We start from the raw sequence: 21,995 nt of genomic DNA, 5'->3' as shown, positions 1-21,995 counted from the left end.
GAAAAACCATCCTACAACTGTCAACTATCAATTGTCAATTATAAACTTTTATACATAAACATAATCATTCATTACTGGTTGTAAACCTTGATCCTTAATTGCCTGATACACTTCATCTACAGATCTTGTATCTGCAATTTCAAATTGATCATCACCCTTATCTTCTACTTCTTCAACATGACTTCCAATTCCAGTACTAACACCAGCTGAAATCTTAGTAGCTGCTAATCCAATTACATTGTTACGAAATCTTTCACACTCTCTTGTAGAAATAGTAATACTTGCAAAAGGCATAAATAGACGATATGCTGTAATCACCTGCAAAAGCTGAGGTTCATGAACATCCTTAGGATTTATTTTATCGTTGTTTATAATTGGTCTTAGCCTTGGACATGAAAATGCTATTTCTGCATGTGGGTATTTTCTTTGCAGAAGATATGCATGCATTCCTGTGGCAAAGGCATCCTTACGAAAATCATCTAGTCCAAGTAAAGCTGCAAAACCAACACCACGCATACCACCCTTTAAAGCTCTTTCCTGAGCATTAACTCTATATGGGAATATACGTTTATGTCCTGCTAAATGAAGAGTTTCATATTTGTCGGAATTATAGGTTTCCTGAAATACAGTAACAAAATCCGCACCACATTCATGAAGATATTCATATTCATCAGAATTCATTGGATATACCTCTAAACCAACCAACTTAAAATATTTACGTGCTATTTTACAAGCTTCTCCAATGTACTTTACATCTGACATTTTTCTGCTCTCTCCAGTAAGAATTAATATTTCTTCTAAACCTGTTTTAGCTATAGCCTGCATTTCCCTGTCTATTTCTTCAGAATTCAATCTGGCACGTCGTATTTTATTGTGACAGTTAAATCCACAATAAATGCAGTAATTTTCACAGTAATTAGCAATATATATTGGAGTAAACATATAAATAGAATTGCCAAAATGCTTTCTTGTTTCCTCTTTTGCAAGCCTGGCCATTCCTTCTAGAAATTTTTCAGCTGCAGGAGATAACAATGCTGCAAAATCTTCTGGTGTACGGTATTCATGCTGCAATGCTCTCTTTACATCTTGTGCTGTATATTTATTGTAATCATAAGCATGCATACTACTTATGACTTGATCCATAACATTTGACTCCAATACTTCCATTCCTGGCATGTATTCCATATGATTTGTACGTTGTTCATCCATAAATATATTCCTCCTATTCTACTAAAAATCCAGTTAATGGTGAAGATGCAGATGCACCCTTATGTAATACACGTCCCAAACCAGAAAGATATGCTGCACGTCCTGCTTCAATGGCTTGCTTAAAAGCTCCTGCCATAACCGGAATATCACCAGAAGTTGCAATTGCAGTATTAGCCATAACAGCTGCAACACCCATTTCCATAGCTTCACAAGCTTGAGATGGACGTCCAATTCCTGCATCAACAATAATAGGAAGATCAATTTCATCTACAAGTATCTTTATAAAATCTTTTGAACTCAATCCCCTATTAGAGCCAATTGGTGATGCTAAAGGCATAATACAAGCTGCTCCAGCATTGTATAAATCACGAGCTACATTTAAATCCGCATGCATGTATGGCATTACTACAAATCCTTCTTTTGCAAGAATTTCTGTAGCTTTAATTGTTTCATAATTATCTGGAAGCAAATATTTTGAATCATGAATGACTTCAATTTTTACAAAGCTTCCACATCCTAATTCTCTTGCCAATCTTGCAATTCTAACTGCCTCTTCCGCATTTCTTGCACCTGATGTATTAGGCAGTAAAGTTACACCCTTAGGAATGTAATCTAAAATGTTCTCACTACCTTTAGTATTGGCACGTCTTACTGCTAAAGTAATTATCTCTGCACCAGCATTTTCTACTGCTGCCTTAATTAAATTCAAATTATATTTTCCTGAACCTAAAATAAATCTAGATGAAAATTCATGTCCTCCAATTATTAATTTGTCCTTTTCCATTATTTACATCCTCCTTTAAACTTCTTCCACACCTAAAATTAACCGCAAAATCATATTAGCCTGATGGCCAGCACAAATACTTACTCTAGGAGCCATTAAACCTCTTCCTGGTTCTGCATTACTTTTTCTATCTCCACATAAATAGAGATTGTTAAAAACTTTTCTAGTAGTAATGGAATTACTGCTTTCATAGCCTGCCAAACCAGATGCTGACACCAATTTAATTTCCGGCTGCTTTTCCAATAAAGTATTTATAAGCATTGCTTTATATTCAGCCCTGTCAAAAGCTTCACAAACAATAGGATCATTTTGAAATAAAGAAACAGCATTTTCTTCTGTAACTTTTACATTATCAATAGAAACTTTAATATAGGGATTAATATCTTCAATTTCTGATTTTAATGCTTCTGTTTTTTTCATTCCCAAATGCCTTATCTTATATGCCTGCCTATTTAAATTACTTGGCTCTACTATATCAAAATCTACTAAATGAAGATGACCTATGCCAGTTCTTGCAAGAGCCACTGCCACATTTGAACCTAGACCTCCAAGACCTGCAATTGCCACTCTTGCTCTCTTTACTTTTTTATGTACAAATGGCGTATGTCTAGCCATCATCAAGGCTTCCAATTCATCTTCTGAAGGCATAGCACCTTTTTCTATAAAAGATACACTGTCTCCCTCATTAAGCATAATGTCATTTTCTGTTTGAAAGCCATTGTAAATCATAATAATATTAGAAGCTTCTGAAAATAACTCTTTTCTTAATGAACATAATGAACAGCATTCTGTTGTTCTATTTTTTCCATTTACATAAAGATTCATATTAGCCTCCTCCTACAAAACTAACTACCTGGATAAAATCACCATCTTTAATCTTTTTGTTAACATACTGAGATTTTGGTATTATATCACCATTTAATTCAACAGCAATTCTTTGAAGTGAATAACCTTCATTAATAAGAAGCTTGTCCAAAAGTATATCAGTACTATTACTTATTTCTTTTTCATTTAGTTTTATCACTTAATCACCTCTTTTACATAAAGCAAAAAGGCCACACGAAGAATTACACCCATGGTGGTGTACCCCTTCGTGTGACCCTCACACTCTAAATTTCATTATTTTATTATGTTAATATTATAACACTTTAGTAAATTATGGTCAATTTAAATTTAATACAGTATAATTTATTAAATTTTTTATTATATTTTATGCTTTTTTGTGGATTATATCTTATAATAGTTTTATAACACTACATGATTGCTAAAAAGCCATCATTTAAAAAGGAGGTAACCATTCTGGTACAAAAGAAAAAAAACAAATCATCTAAAAAATCATTTTTTATACTAGTTATGTTAATTTTTACATTTTTAGGTTTAATAGGAAGACTTTTTTATATCATGCATATTAAGTCTCCAGTTTATAAAGCCAAAGCCTTAGATCAATGGACAAACGATTATGAGATTCCTGCTAGAAGAGGTAGAATACTAGATCGTAATGGTATGGAAATAGCTGTAAGCATGAATGCATATAGAGTGGATCTTGATATGGTTACATTAAGAGAAAGCTTAATAAATAAAAAAATGACAATGGAACAACTTGCTGCAAAGTTATCGACTATACTAAACACTAGCACTGATAAACTATCTGATACTTTAAATAGAACCACCTCTAATGGAATTCCAATAAAGTTTGCTATTCTAGCCAGAGGTATTGATAAACCTCAGGTAGATAAAATAAAGGAATTAAACATCAGAGGTATTATTATTTCCTCTGATTCAAAAAGGTATTATCCTAATAATAACTTTTTAGCTGGAGTACTTGGCTATGTAAATTTAGAAGGCAAAGGTGTTTCTGGTGTAGAATTAAATTATGACAAAGAGTTATCTGGAACTCCTGGGCGTACTACTTATGAAGCAGATAGAAATAGTACTCAATTACCTTATGGCAATTCGGATTATAAAGCTCCTGTTAATGGTAAAGATGTTGTTTTAACTATTGATGAGAACATTCAATCCATAGCAGAAAAAGCTGCTCAAAAGGCTTTAACTGATAATAAAGCTAAATCAGTTACCATAACTGTAATGGATCCTAAAACTGGTGAAATATTAGCTATGGTAAATAAACCGGACTTCGATCCAAACCATCCAATCAAAGACTCAAAAGGAAATGCTGTAAAGTCTGTTGATGATGCTGTAAAAAACATTGCTGTGCAAAGTGCTTTTGAACCTGGTTCTATATTTAAAGTAATTACTGCCTATGCAGCAATGAAAGAAAATGTAGCAAATGAAAATAGTTCATTTTACTGTAATGGTAGTGTAAAAGTAGATAAGCATCCTATTAACTGCTGGGATTTAAATGGTCATGGAGCAGAAAGTTTTGTTGACATAATTAAGAATTCCTGTAATGTAGGATTTGTTCAATTAGGATTACAGCTAGGCAAAGGACGTTTAGGGTACTATGTTTCTTTATTTGGGTTTGGTCAAAAAACAGGTATTGATTTACCAGGAGAATCCATTGGAATAGTTAAAAATCCTGAGAAATTAACTAATGTTGACTTGGCTACTTTAGCTTTTGGACAAGGTCTTTCAGTTACTGCAGTCCAATACTTGGCTGCTTTTAATTCTGTAGCAAATGGTGGTACTTGGATAAGACCTCATATTATGAAGCAAATAACTCATTCAGATGGAAATAATAACCCGGTAGTAGATAAAACCTTTACTGACCTTGGTAAAAAATCAATTCTTGATTCTAATACCGCTGCTACTTTGAGAACTTATTTGGAGAAAGTTGTAAGCTTGCCTACAGGAGTTGGACATAATGCTTTTATTGACGGTTATCACATTGCAGGTAAAACAGGAACTGCTCAAAAGGCAAATCCAAAAGGCGGTGGCTACGAATCTGATAAGTATTTTTCTTCCTTCGCTGGTATGGCACCTGCAGATGATCCTAAAATTACTTTGCTAGTTTCAGTAGATGAACCTGATCCATCAAACTACTATGGCAGTCAAGTATCTGCTCCGGTAGCCAAAGATCTTTTTAGTCAAATATTTAATTATATGATAATGAAAGGGCAATTATCGCTAGATAAACCTGCTAACTAGTATATATTAAAGGGACTATTCTTAATACCATATAAAATATGTGTATAAGATAGTCCCTTAATATTTAGTCATCTTCAAAAAAATAATAAGATTTTATTTTTGACCAGAAACTAATTTAGCTACATCTGAAAAGAATTGACTTTCATTTTCTGGTAACCAAACTTTATCCTTTACCACAAATTTAAAAGTTTTCTCTTTAGCTTCCGATGGTTTAGCATTTTTCAATTCTGTTATCAAATTTTTAACAAAAGCATCTGTCAATTTTGTTTTAAGCTCTTTTTCATCTGTTATTCCTGAATTTTCAAATTGAGCAATGGCATTATTTGCAGCCTTCATAGAAATTGCTTCTAAATCCACATAAGTTGATTTTAATTTTACTTCAGCAGTTTTGTCATTTTGTGAACCAATTTGTGTTGTCACTGTAACCTTTTTAAAATCTTCCATAACTGCTTTATATATTTCGTTTACCTGAGCATCTGTAACATTTAAGCCTGAAGTTGTAAAAGTACTTTTTATTTCTTTAAGAAACTCATCTTTTTCTGCCTTTACAGCATTATTAATTTCACTTTGAGATACTCCAATTTTTGATACGCCACTTTGATCTCCTTTAATAGCAAATTCAACCAAACTTTTTGCAGTTTCATCAGGGCCTACCTTAGGCTTACATCCCATTAGCATTAAAGGAATCATTAGCAAACTCATACATATTGCTAAATTTCTTTTTAAGTTTTTCATATTTACCCCCCGTAAAATTATGTATATTTTATTGCTATGTGAATATACCACATAATGTATATTTCGTCAATATTTTCTCAAACTTTACACATTTTTATGTAAATTTTATCATTATTTTCAACAGTGAATTTAATTTTAATCATTTACAAATTAAAATACCGTTAAGCATTACTTTTACATGTTAATATATGTATAAAGTACTTGTTAATAACTTAAATATTATAGGGAATAATAAATATACATTTTTATTATACAAGGGTGATATTTATGATTGTAGACAAAGTTAAATTAACTTCTCCTTGTGCTGAAAATATAATAGCCAAAGCACTTATAAGTAATAATCTTATAAATAAGGACACTGCTATAATATGCTTAGGTACAAATGATTGCATAGAAGACTTAATCGGTCCACTTACAGGCACTCTTATTGAAGAAAATAAAAAAGATTTGAATATTAAAGTATATGGCACATTAGATTTTCCAATTAATTCTCTAAATATAAAAAGTAAACTTCCACATATAGAAAAAAAGGAAAAGCATATTTTAGCTGTAGATTCTATTTTATCCCTTAAAGATGACGTTGGAATGATATTATTAAAAAATGGTGGTATAAATCCAGGTTCTGCCTTAGGAAAAAGCATGCCTTCAATAGGCCACAGCAGTATTATGTGCAGCGTATCAGAAAAACTTCAATATCTACTGCTTAATAAAAAAGTAAGCTTTAATGATGTTTATAAATTTTCTAAGATTGTTTGTAATTCTATAATTAAAGCAAAAAACTTTGTTAATTAAAATAGAGAAGTTTAAATTAACTCCTCTATTTTACTTATAATATTTCCAAAGCCTTTTCATACTGCTTTCTCAATATATCTTTGTCATCCTCAGAAGCAAAAGAAGCTTCTATTCCATTCTTTACTACCTTCTTTATATCTTCCAAAGTAAAATTTTGTTCTTTAACTAAATGATTAAACTCATCATTTAGAGATACATTAGAAACTGTCATATTGTCTGTATTTACTGTTACCACCAATCCTTCATCCAAATACTTTTTTATAGGATGGAATTCATAGTCTTTAACTGCTTTAGTATCAATATTACTTGTTATACACATTTCTAAAGGTATTTGTCTATCTTTTAAATACTTAACTACCTTTTCATCCTTAAAAGCATATACTCCGTGTCCTATTCTCTCTGCATGGAGCATTTCAATTGACTTTATTATGTTCTGTTCTATGCCTGTTTCCCCTGCATGTATTGTACAGTGAAATCCATATTTTTGAGCTAAGTCAAAGGCTTCTTTATGAATTTCTGGAGGAAAATCATGCTCATTACCTGCTAAATCTACAGCTGCTACTCCTTTTCCAAGGTATTTTTTACCTATTTCAACTAAACGCTTGCTGCTTTCTACAGATTCGTGTCTCATAGCACACAAAATCAGATTGGACATAACTCCATACTTTTTTCTTCCATCTTTCATAGCTTCAATAGCAGCTTCTATAACATCTTCTGCTTTAAGTCCTTTTTGAATATGATTAAAAGGTGCAAATCTTATTTCTATGTATTTTACATTATCCTTTGAAACATCTTCTAAAAGTTCACTAGTTATTCTATATATATTTTTTTTATTTTGCATAACTTTAATTGGTAATTCAAACTTATCTAAATAGTCCTTTAAAGAATCACATTCTCCAAAGACCTTTACATACTTCTCAAATTCTTTTAATTCTTTAGTTGGAATATCTATATTCTCCTTCACAGCAATATCAATTATAGTTTGTGGTCTTAAACTTCCATCTAAATGGCAGTGAAGATCTACCTTAGGGAGATTTTTAATTATTTTGTTATAATCCATTTTACTTCACCTCTTTCTAATATAGTAACATTTATGCCGAAATAATTCTATGAAAAAAACACCTAACTACAAGTTAGGTGTTTTACTTGGCGGAAAGATAGGGATTCGAACCCTAGGTACGGTCACCCGTACGCCGGTTTTCAAGACCGGTGCCTTAAACCAACTCGACCATCTTTCCAAAGAACAGTTATAATTATAACAACCATATGGTTAAATGTCAACACTTTTTTTAATTTAATTTTTATCTTTTTTTAAATTTAAATTTTATCCTATTTTCATAGCTGAAGACATAATAGCCACCCCATAAGCTTTAGTATTTAAAACTTTTTTTATGTTATCTTCCTTTATTCCTCCTATAGCTATAACTGGTATAGTAACACTTTCACATATTTTTTCCAAAAACCCCATTCCTCTTCCTTTTAATCCCAATTTACAATCTGTTTCAAATATATGACCTGCCAATAGATAATTTGCACCAAGCTTTTCCGCTTCCACTGCTTCTTCTACTTTATGGACCGACACTCCCACAGCAATTTTTTCACAAATAGTTTCATTGCCCTTCATATTTTTAAAATTTTCAAATCCTGTATGGAATCCATAAGCATTTATATCTAAAGCCACTTTAATATTTCCATTAATAATCAAAGGAATATTATACTTATCTGTTATAATTTTAATTTTTTCACCTAAATGCTTTAACGCTTCATTCTCTAAATCTTTTTCCCTTAATATAACCCCATCTGCACCCTTAAATGCACATTTTTCTATTACTTCACACAGATTGCTGCTCTTATCTATTAAATGCCTATTTGTAACTACATATATCTTTTTATCTTCCTTTAAATTAAACAAAGCTTATCCACCACTTTTCATTAAAATTTGTGTCAATAAATAAAAAACACAAATTCATAGAGAATTTGTGTTTAAAATCTATAATTCTTCTCCCTACGTCGGTATTACCCAAATCAGGTTATGAGGGTAAGGAATATCATTCCACTCTCAGCCCATTATTATGTGCTCCCCTAAACTTATTAGTACGTTTTAACATCAATTTACCATATGCTCAAAATAAAGTCAATTTCATTTTAATTTACATATTATTCTCTACTTCATATCTTAAAAGTCCATAAAGGTACATATCATATCTTTTTCCATCCCTATGTATAAACTCCCTATAAACCCCTTCTCTCTTGAAGCCAAGACTTTCATAAAGCTTAATAGCTGCTTTATTGTAGGATAAAACATCTAGTTGAATTCTATGTAAGTTAAGTTCTTGAAATGCAAAATTTAAAAGCATTTGCATAGCTTCTTTGCCATATCCCTTTCCCCTACACTCTTCATCTCCTAATCCTATAAAAACTACTGCTGTACCATTATTCCATAGTATATTTTCAAAACCTGCAACACCTACAAACTTATCTTCCTCTAAGGTTCTTATGGCAAAAATATAACTATTATTAGACTTTCTCTTTTCATTGAGCATTTCATATAATTGAGCTGAAGATTTGGGAAAAGCCATGGTCATATCATATAATCGCAGAAAATCTACATCATTGTACCATTGTTCCATAGATAATATATCTTTTTCATTTAATGATGTCAGTCTCAATCTTTCTCCCTTAAGCAAACTTTTTAAATTTGTATACATTATTAAAATCTCCCTATATATTAAAATATTTTTAAACCTTTAATTTATATTTTGATTTTAATTAATACTTATTCCTCTGTCAATTTTATATAACTAAATTGAGGAGAATAATATTGATTCTCCTCAACTCATATTTAACAGCAGCAGTCATGTGTTATTCTTTTAGAACATCTTTTTTTCTTTTCTTTATGACATCTACATTTCTTTTTCTCACAGCATCTTATAGTTATATGAATTCTTTTGCAACATCTATGGCACCTGTGATGCCTATGACATCTATGATGTTTATGACATTTACATTTTTCACACATGTTAAACCCTCCTTATTCTCTTAACCGTTACTAAACTTTAAAAATTAAATAAATTAATTTTTAATTTTTCTTATGTTTATTACCATATTATTGCTTTAAATAAAAAATGTTACTTTAATAAAAAAAGTTCTTGCCCATTACCTTACGTAATGTGTTAAAATATTCTAAGTAGAGGTGATAAAATGTGCCAAAATGAAAATAACTTATTTACTATTGGTCAATTTTCAAAGAAGGCAGGAGTTACCTTAAGAACTTTAAGATATTATGATAAAATAGGGTTACTAAAACCTAGTTATCATAATGATTTAGGTCATAGGTTATACAGTAAGCAGGATTTTGGAAGGCTGCAAAAAATACTAACCTTGAAATTTATAGGTCTTTCTTTAGATGATATAGCCAATATAATAAAGTACGACAACAATGATCAAGATTTAAAAAAGCCTCTGGAAATACAAAAAACCATAATGGAAGAAAAAATACAACATATACAAATGGTTATAAAAGCTATTGATGAAGCAGTACATATGTTAGACAACAATAATATACTAAATTGGGATAAGTTTGTTAATATAATAAATGCAATAAATACTGATAAAAAATGGATTGAACAATATGAAAATGCTTCTAACCTGCGATCAAGAATTAGAATACATGAACTTTTTAGTACCAATAAACAAGGATGGATGAATTGGTTTTTTAATAACCTATATGTACCTTCCAATGCCTCTATACTTGAAGTTGGCTGCGGCGATGGAAGCCTATGGGAAAGAAATTTCTCAGATATCCCATGTAATTGGAATATAACCTTAACAGACTTTTCTAATGGAATGCTTAAAGATGCTAAAAAAAATTTGGCAAGTAAAGCATCAAGATTTAAATTTAAAATAGCTGATGCTGAGAAATTACCTTTTAAAGATAATTCTTTTGATGTAATCATTGCTAATAACATGTTATATCATGTACCTGACAGAGAAAAAGCTTTCTCAGAAGCAAAACGAGTTTTAAAAAATAACGGTTTATTCTATGCCTCTACAGTTGGTAAGGACCATATGAAGGAAATGAGAGAAATCGTAGCAAAATTTAATTCTGAGAATATAACTACTAAGAGTTGGGATTTAACAGAAAACTTTCAATTAGAAAATGGTTTTAAACAGGTTTCAAAATGGTTTAAAGAGGTAAAACTAAAAAGATATGAAGATAGTTTAATTGTAACAGACCCTATTCCTCTTGTAGATTACATATTTTCAATGCCTGGAAATACAAAAGATATTTTTACTGAAGATAAACTTCAAAGTCTTATAAAATTTTTGCAGGAAGAAATAAAAAAAACAGGAGGAATTTATATAACAAAAGACACAGGATTTTTTCAAGGAATCAAATAATTTAATTTAAGAAAGGATTGATATTTTATGAATAAAAAAATACCATTTTCACCACCAGATGTAGGAGAAGAGGAAATAAAAGCCGTAACTGAAGTTTTAAGATCAGGATGGATCACTTCAGGACCTAAAACTGCTGAGTTTGAAACAAAAGTAGCAGAATATTTACAAACTGGTAAAGCTTTAGCTTTAAATAGTGATACAGCAGCTTTAGAACTTGTTTTAAAGGCATTTAATATAAAAGAAGGAGATGAAGTTATAACTACTCCTTATACTTATACAGCTACTGCAAGTGTATCTATTCATAGAGGAATTAAACCAACATTTGTAGATGTTAAAAAAGATAGTTTTTTAATAGATATTGATAAAATAGCTGATGCTATAACTCCAAAAACAAAAGCTATTTATACTGTAGATATTGGAGGATTACCTGTAGATTATGATGCAGTTCGTGAAGTTTTAAAGGCTAAAAATCGTGAGGATATAATTTTCGTTTCAGATTCTGCTCACGCTTTTGGTGCAAAATATAAGGGCAAAAGAGTTGGAAGTCAAGCTGATTTTCACGCATTTTCTTTCCATGCAGTAAAAAATTTCACTACTGCTGAAGGCGGTGCTTTAACTTTTGCAAACAATAATTTTAGAGGACACGAAGACTTATTCAAACAGTTTAAATTAGAATCTTTACATGGTCAATCAAAAGATGCTCTTTCAAAAATGAAAGCTGGAGCATGGAAATATGACATAGTTACAGACGGATTTAAATGTAACCTTACAGATATAGGTTCTGCTATTGGTCTTGTACAATTAACAAGATATGAAGAAATGCTAAAAAAACGTAAGGCAATATTTGATCTTTATAGTAAATATTTAGCTGAAAAAGATTGGGCTATACTTCCATCAGAAGGAGATGGAGACACTGTAACTTCTTATCATTTATATCTTTTACGTATTAAAGGTTTTGGTGAAGAACAGAGAAATGAAGTTATAGAAAATTTAGCTGAACTTGACATAGCTACTAATGTTCATTATACTCCATTACCAATGTTTACACTTTATAAAAATTTAGGATATAAAATTGAAGATTATCCAAATACTTATGCACAATATGTAAATGAAATTTCTTTACCACTTTATTCTCTTCTTACATTAGAAGATGCAGAATATGTAGTTAAAGAACTTATTAAAGCTGTAGAACAGGTTAGAAAATAAAAGATCAAGAAAGGATTTTAAATTATGAAGGTTAATTTTTATACTTCTCTAAGAGAATACTCAGAGAAGAAAGAAGAATTTAATAAAGCCATATTTGATGTTGTGGAAAGTGGAAGCTTTATATTGGGATCTAAAGTTACAGAATTAGAAGAAGCTGTAAAAAAATATACTGGAGCAAAGCATGCAATAGGTGTTGCTTCTGGTAGTGATGCATTAATAATAGGTTCTCATATACTTGGATTTGAAAATGGAAAAGAAGTTATAACATCTCCATTTACTTTTCTTGCATCAACTTCTTGTATTGCAAAACACAATGCAAAACCTGTATTTGTTGATGTGGATGAAGACACTTTTGATATAAATGTAAATAAAATAGAAGAAAAAATAACTTCAAATACTGCTGGCATTATACCTATACACCTTTTCTCACAAATGGCTAATATGGATAAAATTATGGAAGTAGCTTCAAAACACAATATAAGTGTTTTAGAAGATGCTGCTGAAGCTTTTGGTATGAGATGGAAAGGTAATGGTACTGAATATAGACATTCTGGAACTATTGGGGATTTAGGTGTATTTTCTTTCTTCCCAACTAAAACTCTAGGTGCCTATGGCGATGCTGGTATGATAATAACTAATGATGATAATTTAGCAAATAAAGCTAAAATGTTCAGAGTACACGGCGCATCTAAAAAATATCATTATGATTATATAGGTTATAATTCAAGACTTGACTCAATGCAAGCATCTATACTTTTAGTTAAATTAAAATATATAGATGAAGCTATAAAGAAAAGAGAAACTGTAGCAAACTGGTATAGAGAAAAACTTGCAGACTGTGAATATATAAAAACACCTGTAGTAAAAGGAGATCAAAAACCTGTTTACTATGCATTTAATACTTTAGCAGAAAAAAGAGATGAACTTGCTGCCTTCTTAAAGGAAAATGAAATAGGCACAAGCATTTACTATCCAATACCTCTTCATCTTCAGAAATGCTTTAGTTATTTAGGATATAAGAAAGGTGACTTCCCTGTTGCTGAAAAGCTATGCGAAAAGGTACTTGCTCTTCCTATATATCCTGAAATAAAAGAAGAAGAAGTAGATTTTGTATGTGAAACTATTAAAAAATTCTATAGAAAATAAAACCTTAATTCAAAAAAGTTGTGTCGCATTATACTTTATCTTTCACTCAACAAGTATAATGCGGCACAACTTTTTCAGAGGACAATTGTCATCTGTCCTCTTAATCTTCCTATCTTCTTTCCATCAAAGCTTGCTTAAACCTTTCGAAGCTTTCATTGCCTTCTGTTTTAAACCACAATTTTATTTCTTTTGCTTTTCCATTAAAAGTATTAGGAAATGCCAATTTTTTGTTTAATGGAATAAGAAGGTATCCTTGTATAAGCATAGATCTTGCCTGAGAACATTCTACATGATTTAAATCTATATCATCAAGCATTACTTCATCATATAGTTCTTGAGAACTTCTTGAAAAACCTTGATTTTTTTCTATCCTCACCCTATCTTCTAATAGAGTAATAGTCATATAAAGCCCCTCTGCACTTGTATTTCCATCCATATATATCACTCCCTATTAATTTTACTAATTAATGTAAAACATTCTTAACTTTATTATATATAAAACTTCTATTCAATTCCAGTTCTTATATTATTTATACAGCTTAAGTGTATTCTTTTTTCTTCCATAGCTGCTGCAGTCTTTTCATAATCATACTCAAATTCTATGAACTCTACATTCAAACTATTATTTTGCATATCTAGAATAATGTAAGTACCATTTGGCCTTCCTATTTTAGGCTTACCTATGCTACCATCATTTAATAAGATTTTATCTCCATAGTGTTTTTCATAAGGTATATGAGTATGAGCACATACTAACACATCTCCAGAAAATTCTTTCATAGCTTCTTCTGCTTCCTTTGAATTTTCCTTTAAATATTCATTCATGTCTCTATTACTTCCATGAACAAAAACTATTTCTTTACCTTGAAATTTAACTACAAAATTTTGTGGAAGGGACTTCAGATATTCCCTATTATCCTGAGTTAACTCACGTGCAGCCCATGGCATACAGAATTTATTAACTTCGTTAGGCCTTATACAATTAAACTTTTCCTCTACTACTGCTGCATCATAATTTCCTAAAATACTTATTATTCTCTTTTCCCTTATAAAATCTATAACCTCATTTGGATATGGTCCATAACCTGTTAAATCTCCTAAACAAATTATAGTATCTGCATTTCTTTCCTCTATATCCCAAAATGCTGTTTTTAGCGCTTCTAAATTACCATGAATATCTGATATAACTGCTATTCTCATTTTTTCCTCCTATGCTAATAAAGTCTATTTAATTAATATAGTATTAGGATATAACAAAATACCACTTGTTTCAATGCTACAAATTTATTTGATATATTTTCCGTACTTAATAGGTTTACCCTGTTCCCAAGGTTTATAGGTATTAGCAAACTTCACTCTTTCTTCAAAGGTTGGATGATCATAATTCCACAATTTGTATATTATTCCTGGAGAAGGCAACACTAAACTAGTTTCATGTAATTTTATCATAGCAGATGCTGAAGCTTCATTATCCTTTGTAAGTTCTAATTCAAATCTATCTGCTTCCTTTTCTGTATATCTAGTATAAGTATTAATTGCTGGTTGTGCTATAAACATAAATATATTTAACATTAATATCAATAAAGGAAGTGATGCTATATCACATAATTCTGTAAATCCAAAAATTCCTCCTGATTTATCTATAACCCAAATTGAACCTTTATTTACAAGGTAAAAAATGAATATACTCAATATTCCACCCAACACTATAGACTTCCATACATGTCCCATTATGTAATGTCCCATTTCATGTGCTAATATTCCAAGAGTCTCCCTTTCAGTTAAATTCTTAATAGTAGTATCCCACAATACAATTCTTTTTGTATTAAAAATTCCTGTCATATAAGCATTCATTTCTTTCGTATCCACGCTTTTATTTACTTGATAAACCTTACAATTTTTTATAGATGCTCTATCAAGTTCCTCATATATTTTTCTTTCCAATGTAGTATCTTGAATTTTTTCATATTTATTAAAAATAGGATCAATATACATTGGACTTATAAAGGTTACAAAAGCAATTATGGGAATTAAGAGCAATCCTAAATTAAACCACCAGTAATTTGGAAATTTTTTTATAAGTAAATAAGGTACAGAAATAAAACATGCTCCTACCAAGGTATAAATGGCAAAACTTTTAAAGTAGTCCACTGCCCATTTGATAAAACTTTGATCCGAAAGTCCATAAGAATGCTTCAAAGTAAAGCTGCTATAGTAATCCAAGGGAAAGTCTATAATGGTATTAATTATAGAATATATTAAAAAATATAAAAACACTACTATAAGTAAATTTTTACTCTTGCTTACACAATAATTTCTTGTAAAGCTTGATAATCCTGAAAATAAAAAAACTATAGGAATTAATAAACTCATAGCTATACTAAAAATCCATAAATTCACTCTTTTATTATGATACTCTATAGCTTTTTGCGTTGGAGGTGCAATGGATGTATTAATGTTTCCAACTGTTCTCGTTGAATATGTATATTCTTGAACTAATCTTTTATTATTAACATCTTCTGTAATCTTCACAGATACAGAAAATATAGCCATTAAAATAGTCATCGCTATTATGGATAAAACTAATTTTCTTTGCATTTATATCTCCTCCCCTTTATAACTTAATAATATTTATTATACTTTATAATCTATGATAATGAACTGTTTATTATTAACTTAAATTTCACATAGTAACAACTCCATACTTAAGCTATTAAATTTCTCAATATTTTTTATTAGAAATGAATTCACAATTTCTAGAAAAATGTTGACAATTATCCAAAAAATATGTATTATTTACCCATATATAAAAATACTATTTAACTGAATAATTGATAAAATATGGTATTAGTGTTATTTATAGTATACAACACTTTATAAGGAGATACTTAATTATGTTAAATTCAAATGTAAATTCTTATGAAACATATTTATTTAATAATGGAGATAACTTTAGGTCTTATAAGTTTCTTGGAAGTAGATTTATAAGATTAAAAGAAACTTCAGGAACTTTATTCAGAGTCTGGGCACCCAATGCTGTAAAGGTTAGTGTTGTTGGTGATTTTAACAGTTGGAATGGGAAAAATCACCTTATGAAAAAACAACCTAATACTGGATTCTGGAATCTATTTGTAGAAGATGTCATGGAAGGAGAGTTATACAAGTATGAAATTTTAATGCCTGATGGTAAATCTGTTTTAAAATCAGATCCATATGCTTTTTATTCAGAACTAAGACCTAATACGGCCTCCATTGTTACGAACATTAAAGATGATTATGTTTGGAATGATAAATCATGGCTGGAAAGTAAAAAAAATACGTTTTCATCTCCATTAAATATATATGAAGTACACTTAGGTTCATGGAAACTAAGTGATAAAAACAATTTCTACTCTTATAGAGAAATAGCTGATTTACTCCTTCCTTATGTATTGGACATGGGTTATACCCATGTAGAATTACTTCCCATTACAGAACATCCCCTTGATGCTTCCTGGGGATATCAAGCAACGGGATATTATTCTATAACTAGCCGTTTCGGCACTCCATCAGATTTTAAGTACTTTATAGATAAATTTCACCAAAATGGTATAGGCGTCATTATTGATTGGGTTCCAGGACATTTTTGTAAAGATGAACATGGACTATATAAATTTGATGGTTCATATCTTTATGAATATGATAATGAAGATTTAAGGGAAAATTGTGGTTGGGGAACCGCTAACTTCAATTTAGGTAAAACACAAGTACAAAATTTTTTAATATCCAGTGCTATTTTCTGGTTTGAAATGTATCATATAGATGGCATAAGAGTAGATGCAGTAGCAAGTATGCTTTATTTAGACTATGGTAAACAGGGAAATCCAAATTTAAAAAATAAATATGGTGGAATAGAAAACCTTGAAGCTGTAGATTTTCTAAGAAAACTTAATAGGGCCATATTTAAACGCTTCCCAAATGCTCTTGTAATTGCAGAAGAATCAACATCTTGGCCTATGGTCACAAGCCCAGATTATGCTGGCGGTCTTGGTTTCAATTATAAATGGAATATGGGTTGGATGAATGATATTTTACGATATATGCAATTAGACATGTCGCAAAGAAAACTTAACCATAACTTAATCACATTTTCAATAATGTATGCATTCTCAGAAAACTTTATACTACCTATATCTCATGATGAAGTTGTCTATGGTAAAAAATCTCTTTTAAATAAAATGCCAGGTACTTATGAAGATAAATTTTCAGGGGTAAGGGCTTTTTATGGATACATGATTGGTCATCCAGGTAAAAAATTAAATTTTATGGGAAACGAATTTGCCCAATTTGATGAATGGAAATTTAACTCTGCATTAGACTGGAAACTATTGCTTTATCCTATGCACTCCAAAATGCAAAAATATGTTAAAGACTTAAATCATCTATATAAAAATGAAAGCTCACTATGGCAGCAGGATCACAATTTTCATGGATTTAACTGGATAGATGCCTCAAATAACAATCAAAGTATAGTTTCTTTTATAAGACAGGGATTCAATGGAAACAACTTTACTATTGTTATATGTAATTTTTCATCAAGTTCATATAACAATTATAAAATCGGAGTTTCAAGACTAACTCATTATAAAGAAATTCTTAATAGTGATAATAGTCTTTATGGGGGTTCAAATAAATTAAATAGTGAAATTATTAACCCAGTGATGGAAAAATGGAATGCCAAACCATTTTGCATAAAAATAAAAATACCACCACTATCAGTAATCTTTATTAAACCAATATTTAAAGATGTTAATAAGCCTAAAAAATTATTAAAAAACAAATGCTCTATGAACAAAATACATCTTAGCTTAAATGCTATTAGGAGGGGTTTTAATGATAAAAAAAGAAATTATCGCCATGCTACTAGCAGGAGGACAAGGTACTAGATTAAAGGACTTAACTAAATATAATGCTAAACCAGCTGTACCTTTTGGAGGAAAATACAGAATAATTGATTTTACTTTAAGTAATTGTACCCACTCTGGTATTGATACAGTTGGAATATTGACTCAATATCAACCTTTAATTTTAAGTAATCATATTGGTATAGGCAGTCCATGGGATCTTGATACAATGAATGGAGGCGTAACAATTCTTCCCCCTCACGTAAACCAATCAGGAATGAATTGGTATAATGGTACAGCTGATGCTATATATCAAAATATCAGTTTTGTAGATTATTATGATCCCGAATATATAATTGTACTGTCTGGTGACCATATATACAAAATGGACTATTCAGATATGCTTAATTATCACAAAGAAAAGAAAGCAGATGCAACTATAGCAGTTATAGAAGTACCCTTTGAAGAAGCAAGTCGTTTTGGAATCATGAACACCGATGAAGATAACGCTATAGTTGAATTTGAAGAAAAGCCTAAAGAACCTAAAAACAACATGGCTTCTATGGGAATATATATTTTTAATTGGAAATTAATAAAGGAATTTTTAAAAGAAGATAAAAATAATCCAAGCTCTAGCAATGACTTTGGAAAAAATATAATACCTGCTTTACTTAGAAAAGGGAAAAAACTATTTGCATATCAATTTGAAGGCTATTGGAAGGATGTTGGCACTATTGAAAGTTATTGGGAAGCTAATATGGACTTATTAAAAGAAAACAATCAGCTTAATTTATATGAAAAAAGCTGGAGAATTTATTCTAATAACTCCACCCTCCCACCACAATACATTGGTAAGGATGTTAAGGTAGAAAATTCTTTAATTTCTGATGGTTGTGTAGTGTTAGGTGATGTATTAAACTCTATTCTATTTCCAGGTGTACATGTTGGTAAAAACTCAAGGATAATTAATTCTGTAATTTTACCTAATGTAACGGTAGAAGATAATGTAATAGTAGATAGAGCAATAATAGGAAATAACAGTATCATAAGGAAAAATAATATAGTAGCAAATTCAAATGAAATTGTCCTCATTGGTGAAGAAGAAGAAATAGGTGCAAATTTATAACTATAAGGGGTGATTAAACATGATAAAAAACTCATATATGGCAATATTAATGTTAAATGAACATCAGCAAGATATTAGAAGCTTAACTAAAAATAGGCCTCTAGCGTCAATACCCATTTATGGAAGGTATCGTATCATTGATTTTATCCTTTCAAATATAGTTAACTGTGGTATAAGAAATGTTGGCATTTTTTCACCTAATAATTCCCGTTCTTTAATTGACCATTTAGGTACTGGACGTTCCTGGGATTTAAATAGAAACGTAGACGGATTATTTATATTTAGTTCTTATTCAAAATACCGTTATCAACAAAATGAAAATTTACTAAAAAATTTTATAGAATATATTAGCATCAGCAAACAGCAAAATGTTATATTATGTCAATCACATATGATATGCAATATTGATATTGATAAAGTTATAAAAAATCATGAAGAATCTCAAAATGACATTACAGTTGTTTATAAAAATGTGAAAAATGGGGATACATACATTCATGGCTGCAATATTATAAATATAAATAAAGAAGGTAAAGTATCCAAAATACGAAACAACATTGGCTTTAACAAAGAAGCTAAGATTTCCATGGATATAATACTAATGAAAAAGGAGTTACTGTTTAACTTTTTATATGAACTTGCAAAATCTGATGTATATGAAAATTTATATGAATGCATCTATCTAAATATAGATAGATATACTGTAAATGCCTATGAATTTCAAGGATATGTAAAGTCCGTTAATTCAATAAATCAATACTACGATGCTAATATGGATATACTTAATCCTAAAGTTCTTGAGGAACTTTTTTACAAGAATGGTTCTATATATACTAAACCTAAAAATGAACCTTCTACAAAATATGTAAAAAACTCTTCTGTATCTAATTCATTAATTGCCAACGGTTGTGTCATAGAAGGCACTGTAGAGAATAGTATTATTTCAAGACAAGTACATATAGCAAAAGGTGCTGTAATAAAAAACTGTATAATATTTCAAAATTGTACAATAGAAGAAGGTACTTACTTAAATAACGTAATACTGGACAAGGATGTTTTAGTTCGAAAAAATGTAAAGGTTCAAGGAACATGTGAATTTCCGTTAGTTGTAGAAAAAAATAGCGTTTTAAATTCTAACTAAATCTTTTATAAGGGAGGAAACAATATGTTAAAAATTTTATTTACAGCAGCAGAAGCCCATCCTTTTATAAAGACAGGTGGTCTTGGTGATGTAGCTTACTCACTTCCTAAAGCCTTAAGAGAATTAGGAATTGATGCTAGAGTTATAATTCCTAAATATTCAAATATATCTTCAAATTTCAAATCAAAAATGAAGCATATAAACAATTTTAATGTACCTGTTGGCTGGAGGAACAAGTATTGTGGACTAGAATATTATGAATTTAATGGAGTTCCTTTTTATTTTATAGATAATGAATATTATTTTAAAAGAAACAATCTTTATGGTTTTTTTGATGATGGTGAAAGATTTTCATATTTTTGCAGAGCCGTTTTAGAATCCATGAAATACATGGGTGATTTTGTTCCAGATATAATACACTGCAATGATTGGCATACTGGAATGATACCTGTTTTACTAAATGAACATTATAAAAAGAAAAATGAATTTATAAATACTAGAACTATTTTTTCAATTCATAATTTAAAATATCAAGGAGTTTTCGGAAAGGAAAATTTAGGCGATTTACTTTCCCTTGGAGAAGAATATTTTAACGAAGATGCAGTTAAGTATTACGATGCAATCTCCTTTATGAAGGCTGGTATTAACTTTTCAGATATAATAACTACTGTAAGTAAATCTTATGCAGAAGAAATAAAGACTCCTTTCTATGGCGAAAATTTAGATGGATTATTATGCAGTAAAGACTATAAACTGCACGGCATTGTCAACGGAATAGATTATGAACTTTTTAATCCTAATACAGATAACCACATACACTATAGATATAATTCATCAACTACCTACAATAAAGTAAAAAATAAAACAAAACTTCAAAAAATACTAAACCTTCCTCAAAACGAGAATACACCAATTATCTCCATAATATCAAGACTTGTGAGCCAAAAAGGCTTAGATTTAGTTGCTTCAATCGTTGAACAATTACTTGCTATGGATATTCAACTAGTAATATTAGGTACTGGTGATGACTGTTTCCAAGATATGTTCCAATATTTTTCGCATATATATCCTTCAAAAATTTCAACTAATATAAAGTTTGATAATTGTTTAGCTCAACAAATATATGCAGGTTCTGATATGCTTCTTATGCCTTCTCTTTTTGAGCCTTGTGGTATAAGCCAATTAATTTCTCTAAGATATGGAACAATTCCAATAGTAAGAGAAACAGGAGGCCTAAAAGATACCATAACTCCTTATAATGAATACACAGAAGAAGGGAACGGTTTTTCTTTTAAAAATTATAATGCCTATGAAATGCTAGACATAATAAAATATGCTATAAAAATATATAATAACAAAAAAGCCTGGAATAGACTTATGAAAAAGGCTATGCTAGAAGATAATAGCTGGAAAAATTCTGCAAAAACTTATATAGATTTGTATAAAACATTAACATAATAATTTATT

General features: G+C 30.0%; 21 protein-coding genes, 1 tRNA gene and 1 riboswitch. Of the genes, 9 read left to right on the top strand and 13 right to left on the bottom strand.

The window, feature by feature from the left end; all coding sequences use genetic code 11:
* Positions 1-48: 48 nt before the first annotated feature.
* From thiH to thiS, 4 genes are read right to left on the bottom strand one after another with little or no spacing between them, the layout of a single operon-like run.
* On the bottom strand, positions 49-1,209 hold the full coding sequence (thiH, locus tag Ccar_RS01330; protein ID WP_007060146.1) for a 2-iminoacetate synthase ThiH: 1,161 nt from the start codon (positions 1,207-1,209) through the stop codon (positions 49-51).
* Positions 1,210-1,222: 13 nt separating this feature from the next.
* A complete protein-coding gene (locus tag Ccar_RS01325) occupies positions 1,223-1,993 on the bottom strand; it encodes a thiazole synthase (protein WP_007060147.1) in 771 nt (256 codons plus the stop codon).
* Between the two features lie 15 nt (positions 1,994-2,008).
* Positions 2,009-2,818, bottom strand: coding sequence for a sulfur carrier protein ThiS adenylyltransferase ThiF (gene thiF, locus Ccar_RS01320; RefSeq protein ID WP_007060148.1), 810 nt, complete (start codon positions 2,816-2,818; stop codon positions 2,009-2,011).
* 1 nt (position 2,819) lies between these two features.
* Positions 2,820-3,017 carry a sulfur carrier protein ThiS gene (gene thiS, locus Ccar_RS01315; RefSeq protein WP_007060149.1) on the bottom strand — a complete coding sequence of 66 codons (198 nt, stop codon included), beginning with the start codon at positions 3,015-3,017 and terminating at the stop codon, positions 2,820-2,822.
* 233 nt (positions 3,018-3,250) lie between these two features.
* On the opposite strand from thiS, the gene Ccar_RS01310 reads away from it, so the two are divergent.
* Positions 3,251-5,098, top strand: a complete 1,848-nt coding sequence (locus Ccar_RS01310) for a stage V sporulation protein D (protein ID WP_007064485.1) — start codon at positions 3,251-3,253, stop codon at positions 5,096-5,098.
* 93 nt (positions 5,099-5,191) lie between these two features.
* Here the strand turns inward: Ccar_RS01310 and Ccar_RS01305 are convergent, their stop codons facing one another.
* Complete coding sequence (locus tag Ccar_RS01305; protein WP_007060151.1) at positions 5,192-5,833, bottom strand: DUF5105 domain-containing protein; 642 nt, start codon at positions 5,831-5,833, stop codon at positions 5,192-5,194.
* A 267-nt stretch (positions 5,834-6,100) separates the two neighbouring features.
* Here Ccar_RS01305 and Ccar_RS01300 point away from each other — a divergent pair, with 267 nt between their 5' ends.
* The gene (locus Ccar_RS01300) at positions 6,101-6,625 is read left to right on the top strand and encodes a DUF1256 domain-containing protein (protein ID WP_007060152.1); all 525 of its coding nucleotides are present in this window, start codon (positions 6,101-6,103) and stop codon (positions 6,623-6,625) included.
* 34 nt (positions 6,626-6,659) lie between these two features.
* Here the strand turns inward: Ccar_RS01300 and add are convergent, their stop codons facing one another.
* From add to Ccar_RS26615, 5 genes are all read right to left on the bottom strand, one after another.
* Positions 6,660-7,685, bottom strand: a complete 1,026-nt coding sequence (gene add / locus Ccar_RS01295) for an adenosine deaminase (protein WP_007060153.1) — start codon at positions 7,683-7,685, stop codon at positions 6,660-6,662.
* Positions 7,686-7,772: 87 nt separating this feature from the next.
* A tRNA-Ser gene (locus Ccar_RS01290) sits at positions 7,773-7,863 on the bottom strand.
* 86 nt (positions 7,864-7,949) lie between these two features.
* Positions 7,950-8,537, bottom strand: coding sequence for a thiamine phosphate synthase (locus tag Ccar_RS01285; protein WP_007064486.1), 588 nt, complete (start codon positions 8,535-8,537; stop codon positions 7,950-7,952).
* A gap of 73 nt (positions 8,538-8,610) precedes the next feature.
* Positions 8,611-8,719, bottom strand: a riboswitch (TPP riboswitch).
* A 56-nt stretch (positions 8,720-8,775) separates the two neighbouring features.
* Positions 8,776-9,333, bottom strand: a complete 558-nt coding sequence (locus Ccar_RS01280; RefSeq protein WP_007060155.1) for a GNAT family N-acetyltransferase — start codon at positions 9,331-9,333, stop codon at positions 8,776-8,778.
* A gap of 134 nt (positions 9,334-9,467) precedes the next feature.
* Positions 9,468-9,644 (bottom strand): hypothetical protein, encoded by a 177-nt coding sequence (locus Ccar_RS26615; protein ID WP_156184546.1) that lies wholly within the window; start codon positions 9,642-9,644, stop codon positions 9,468-9,470.
* A gap of 182 nt (positions 9,645-9,826) precedes the next feature.
* On the opposite strand from Ccar_RS26615, the gene Ccar_RS27285 reads away from it, so the two are divergent.
* Genes Ccar_RS27285 through Ccar_RS01265 form a run of 3 tightly spaced genes read left to right on the top strand, consistent with a single transcriptional unit; the run spans position 9,827 to position 13,378 of the window.
* Positions 9,827-11,026 carry a MerR family transcriptional regulator gene (locus tag Ccar_RS27285; RefSeq protein ID WP_007060156.1) on the top strand — a complete coding sequence of 400 codons (1,200 nt, stop codon included), beginning with the start codon at positions 9,827-9,829 and terminating at the stop codon, positions 11,024-11,026.
* Positions 11,027-11,053: 27 nt separating this feature from the next.
* Positions 11,054-12,232: a DegT/DnrJ/EryC1/StrS family aminotransferase gene (locus Ccar_RS01270; protein WP_007060157.1), complete on the top strand. Its 1,179-nt coding sequence runs from the start codon at positions 11,054-11,056 to the stop codon at positions 12,230-12,232.
* A 24-nt stretch (positions 12,233-12,256) separates the two neighbouring features.
* Positions 12,257-13,378, top strand: coding sequence for a DegT/DnrJ/EryC1/StrS family aminotransferase (locus tag Ccar_RS01265; RefSeq protein WP_007060158.1), 1,122 nt, complete (start codon positions 12,257-12,259; stop codon positions 13,376-13,378).
* Positions 13,379-13,487: 109 nt separating this feature from the next.
* Here the strand turns inward: Ccar_RS01265 and Ccar_RS01260 are convergent, their stop codons facing one another.
* From Ccar_RS01260 to Ccar_RS01250, 3 genes are all read right to left on the bottom strand, one after another.
* On the bottom strand, positions 13,488-13,814 hold the full coding sequence (locus Ccar_RS01260; RefSeq protein ID WP_007060159.1) for a hypothetical protein: 327 nt from the start codon (positions 13,812-13,814) through the stop codon (positions 13,488-13,490).
* Positions 13,815-13,882: 68 nt separating this feature from the next.
* On the bottom strand, positions 13,883-14,578 hold the full coding sequence (locus Ccar_RS01255; protein WP_007060160.1) for a metallophosphoesterase family protein: 696 nt from the start codon (positions 14,576-14,578) through the stop codon (positions 13,883-13,885).
* Positions 14,579-14,662: 84 nt separating this feature from the next.
* Positions 14,663-15,976 carry a M48 family metallopeptidase gene (locus Ccar_RS01250; RefSeq protein WP_007060161.1) on the bottom strand — a complete coding sequence of 438 codons (1,314 nt, stop codon included), beginning with the start codon at positions 15,974-15,976 and terminating at the stop codon, positions 14,663-14,665.
* A gap of 296 nt (positions 15,977-16,272) precedes the next feature.
* Between Ccar_RS01250 and glgB the strand changes: the two genes are divergently transcribed.
* The 4 genes from glgB to glgA are packed head-to-tail and all read left to right on the top strand — an operon-like array spanning position 16,273 to position 21,986.
* On the top strand, positions 16,273-18,303 hold the full coding sequence (gene glgB, locus Ccar_RS01245) for a 1,4-alpha-glucan branching protein GlgB (protein WP_007060162.1): 2,031 nt from the start codon (positions 16,273-16,275) through the stop codon (positions 18,301-18,303).
* On the top strand, positions 18,251-19,387 hold the full coding sequence (locus Ccar_RS01240) for a glucose-1-phosphate adenylyltransferase (RefSeq protein ID WP_007060163.1): 1,137 nt from the start codon (positions 18,251-18,253) through the stop codon (positions 19,385-19,387). Before glgB ends, Ccar_RS01240 begins: the two co-directional genes overlap by 53 nt.
* 19 nt (positions 19,388-19,406) lie before the next feature.
* Positions 19,407-20,528 carry a glucose-1-phosphate adenylyltransferase subunit GlgD gene (glgD, locus tag Ccar_RS01235; RefSeq protein ID WP_007060164.1) on the top strand — a complete coding sequence of 374 codons (1,122 nt, stop codon included), beginning with the start codon at positions 19,407-19,409 and terminating at the stop codon, positions 20,526-20,528.
* Positions 20,529-20,552: 24 nt separating this feature from the next.
* Complete coding sequence (glgA, locus tag Ccar_RS01230) at positions 20,553-21,986, top strand: glycogen synthase GlgA (RefSeq protein ID WP_007060165.1); 1,434 nt, start codon at positions 20,553-20,555, stop codon at positions 21,984-21,986.
* Positions 21,987-21,995 lie beyond the last annotated feature (9 nt).

It is taken from the genome of Clostridium carboxidivorans P7, from assembly GCF_001038625.1.
GTDB lineage: Bacteria > Bacillota > Clostridia > Clostridiales > Clostridiaceae > Clostridium_AM > Clostridium_AM carboxidivorans.
This window is presented reverse-complemented; position numbering and strand designations above follow the sequence as displayed.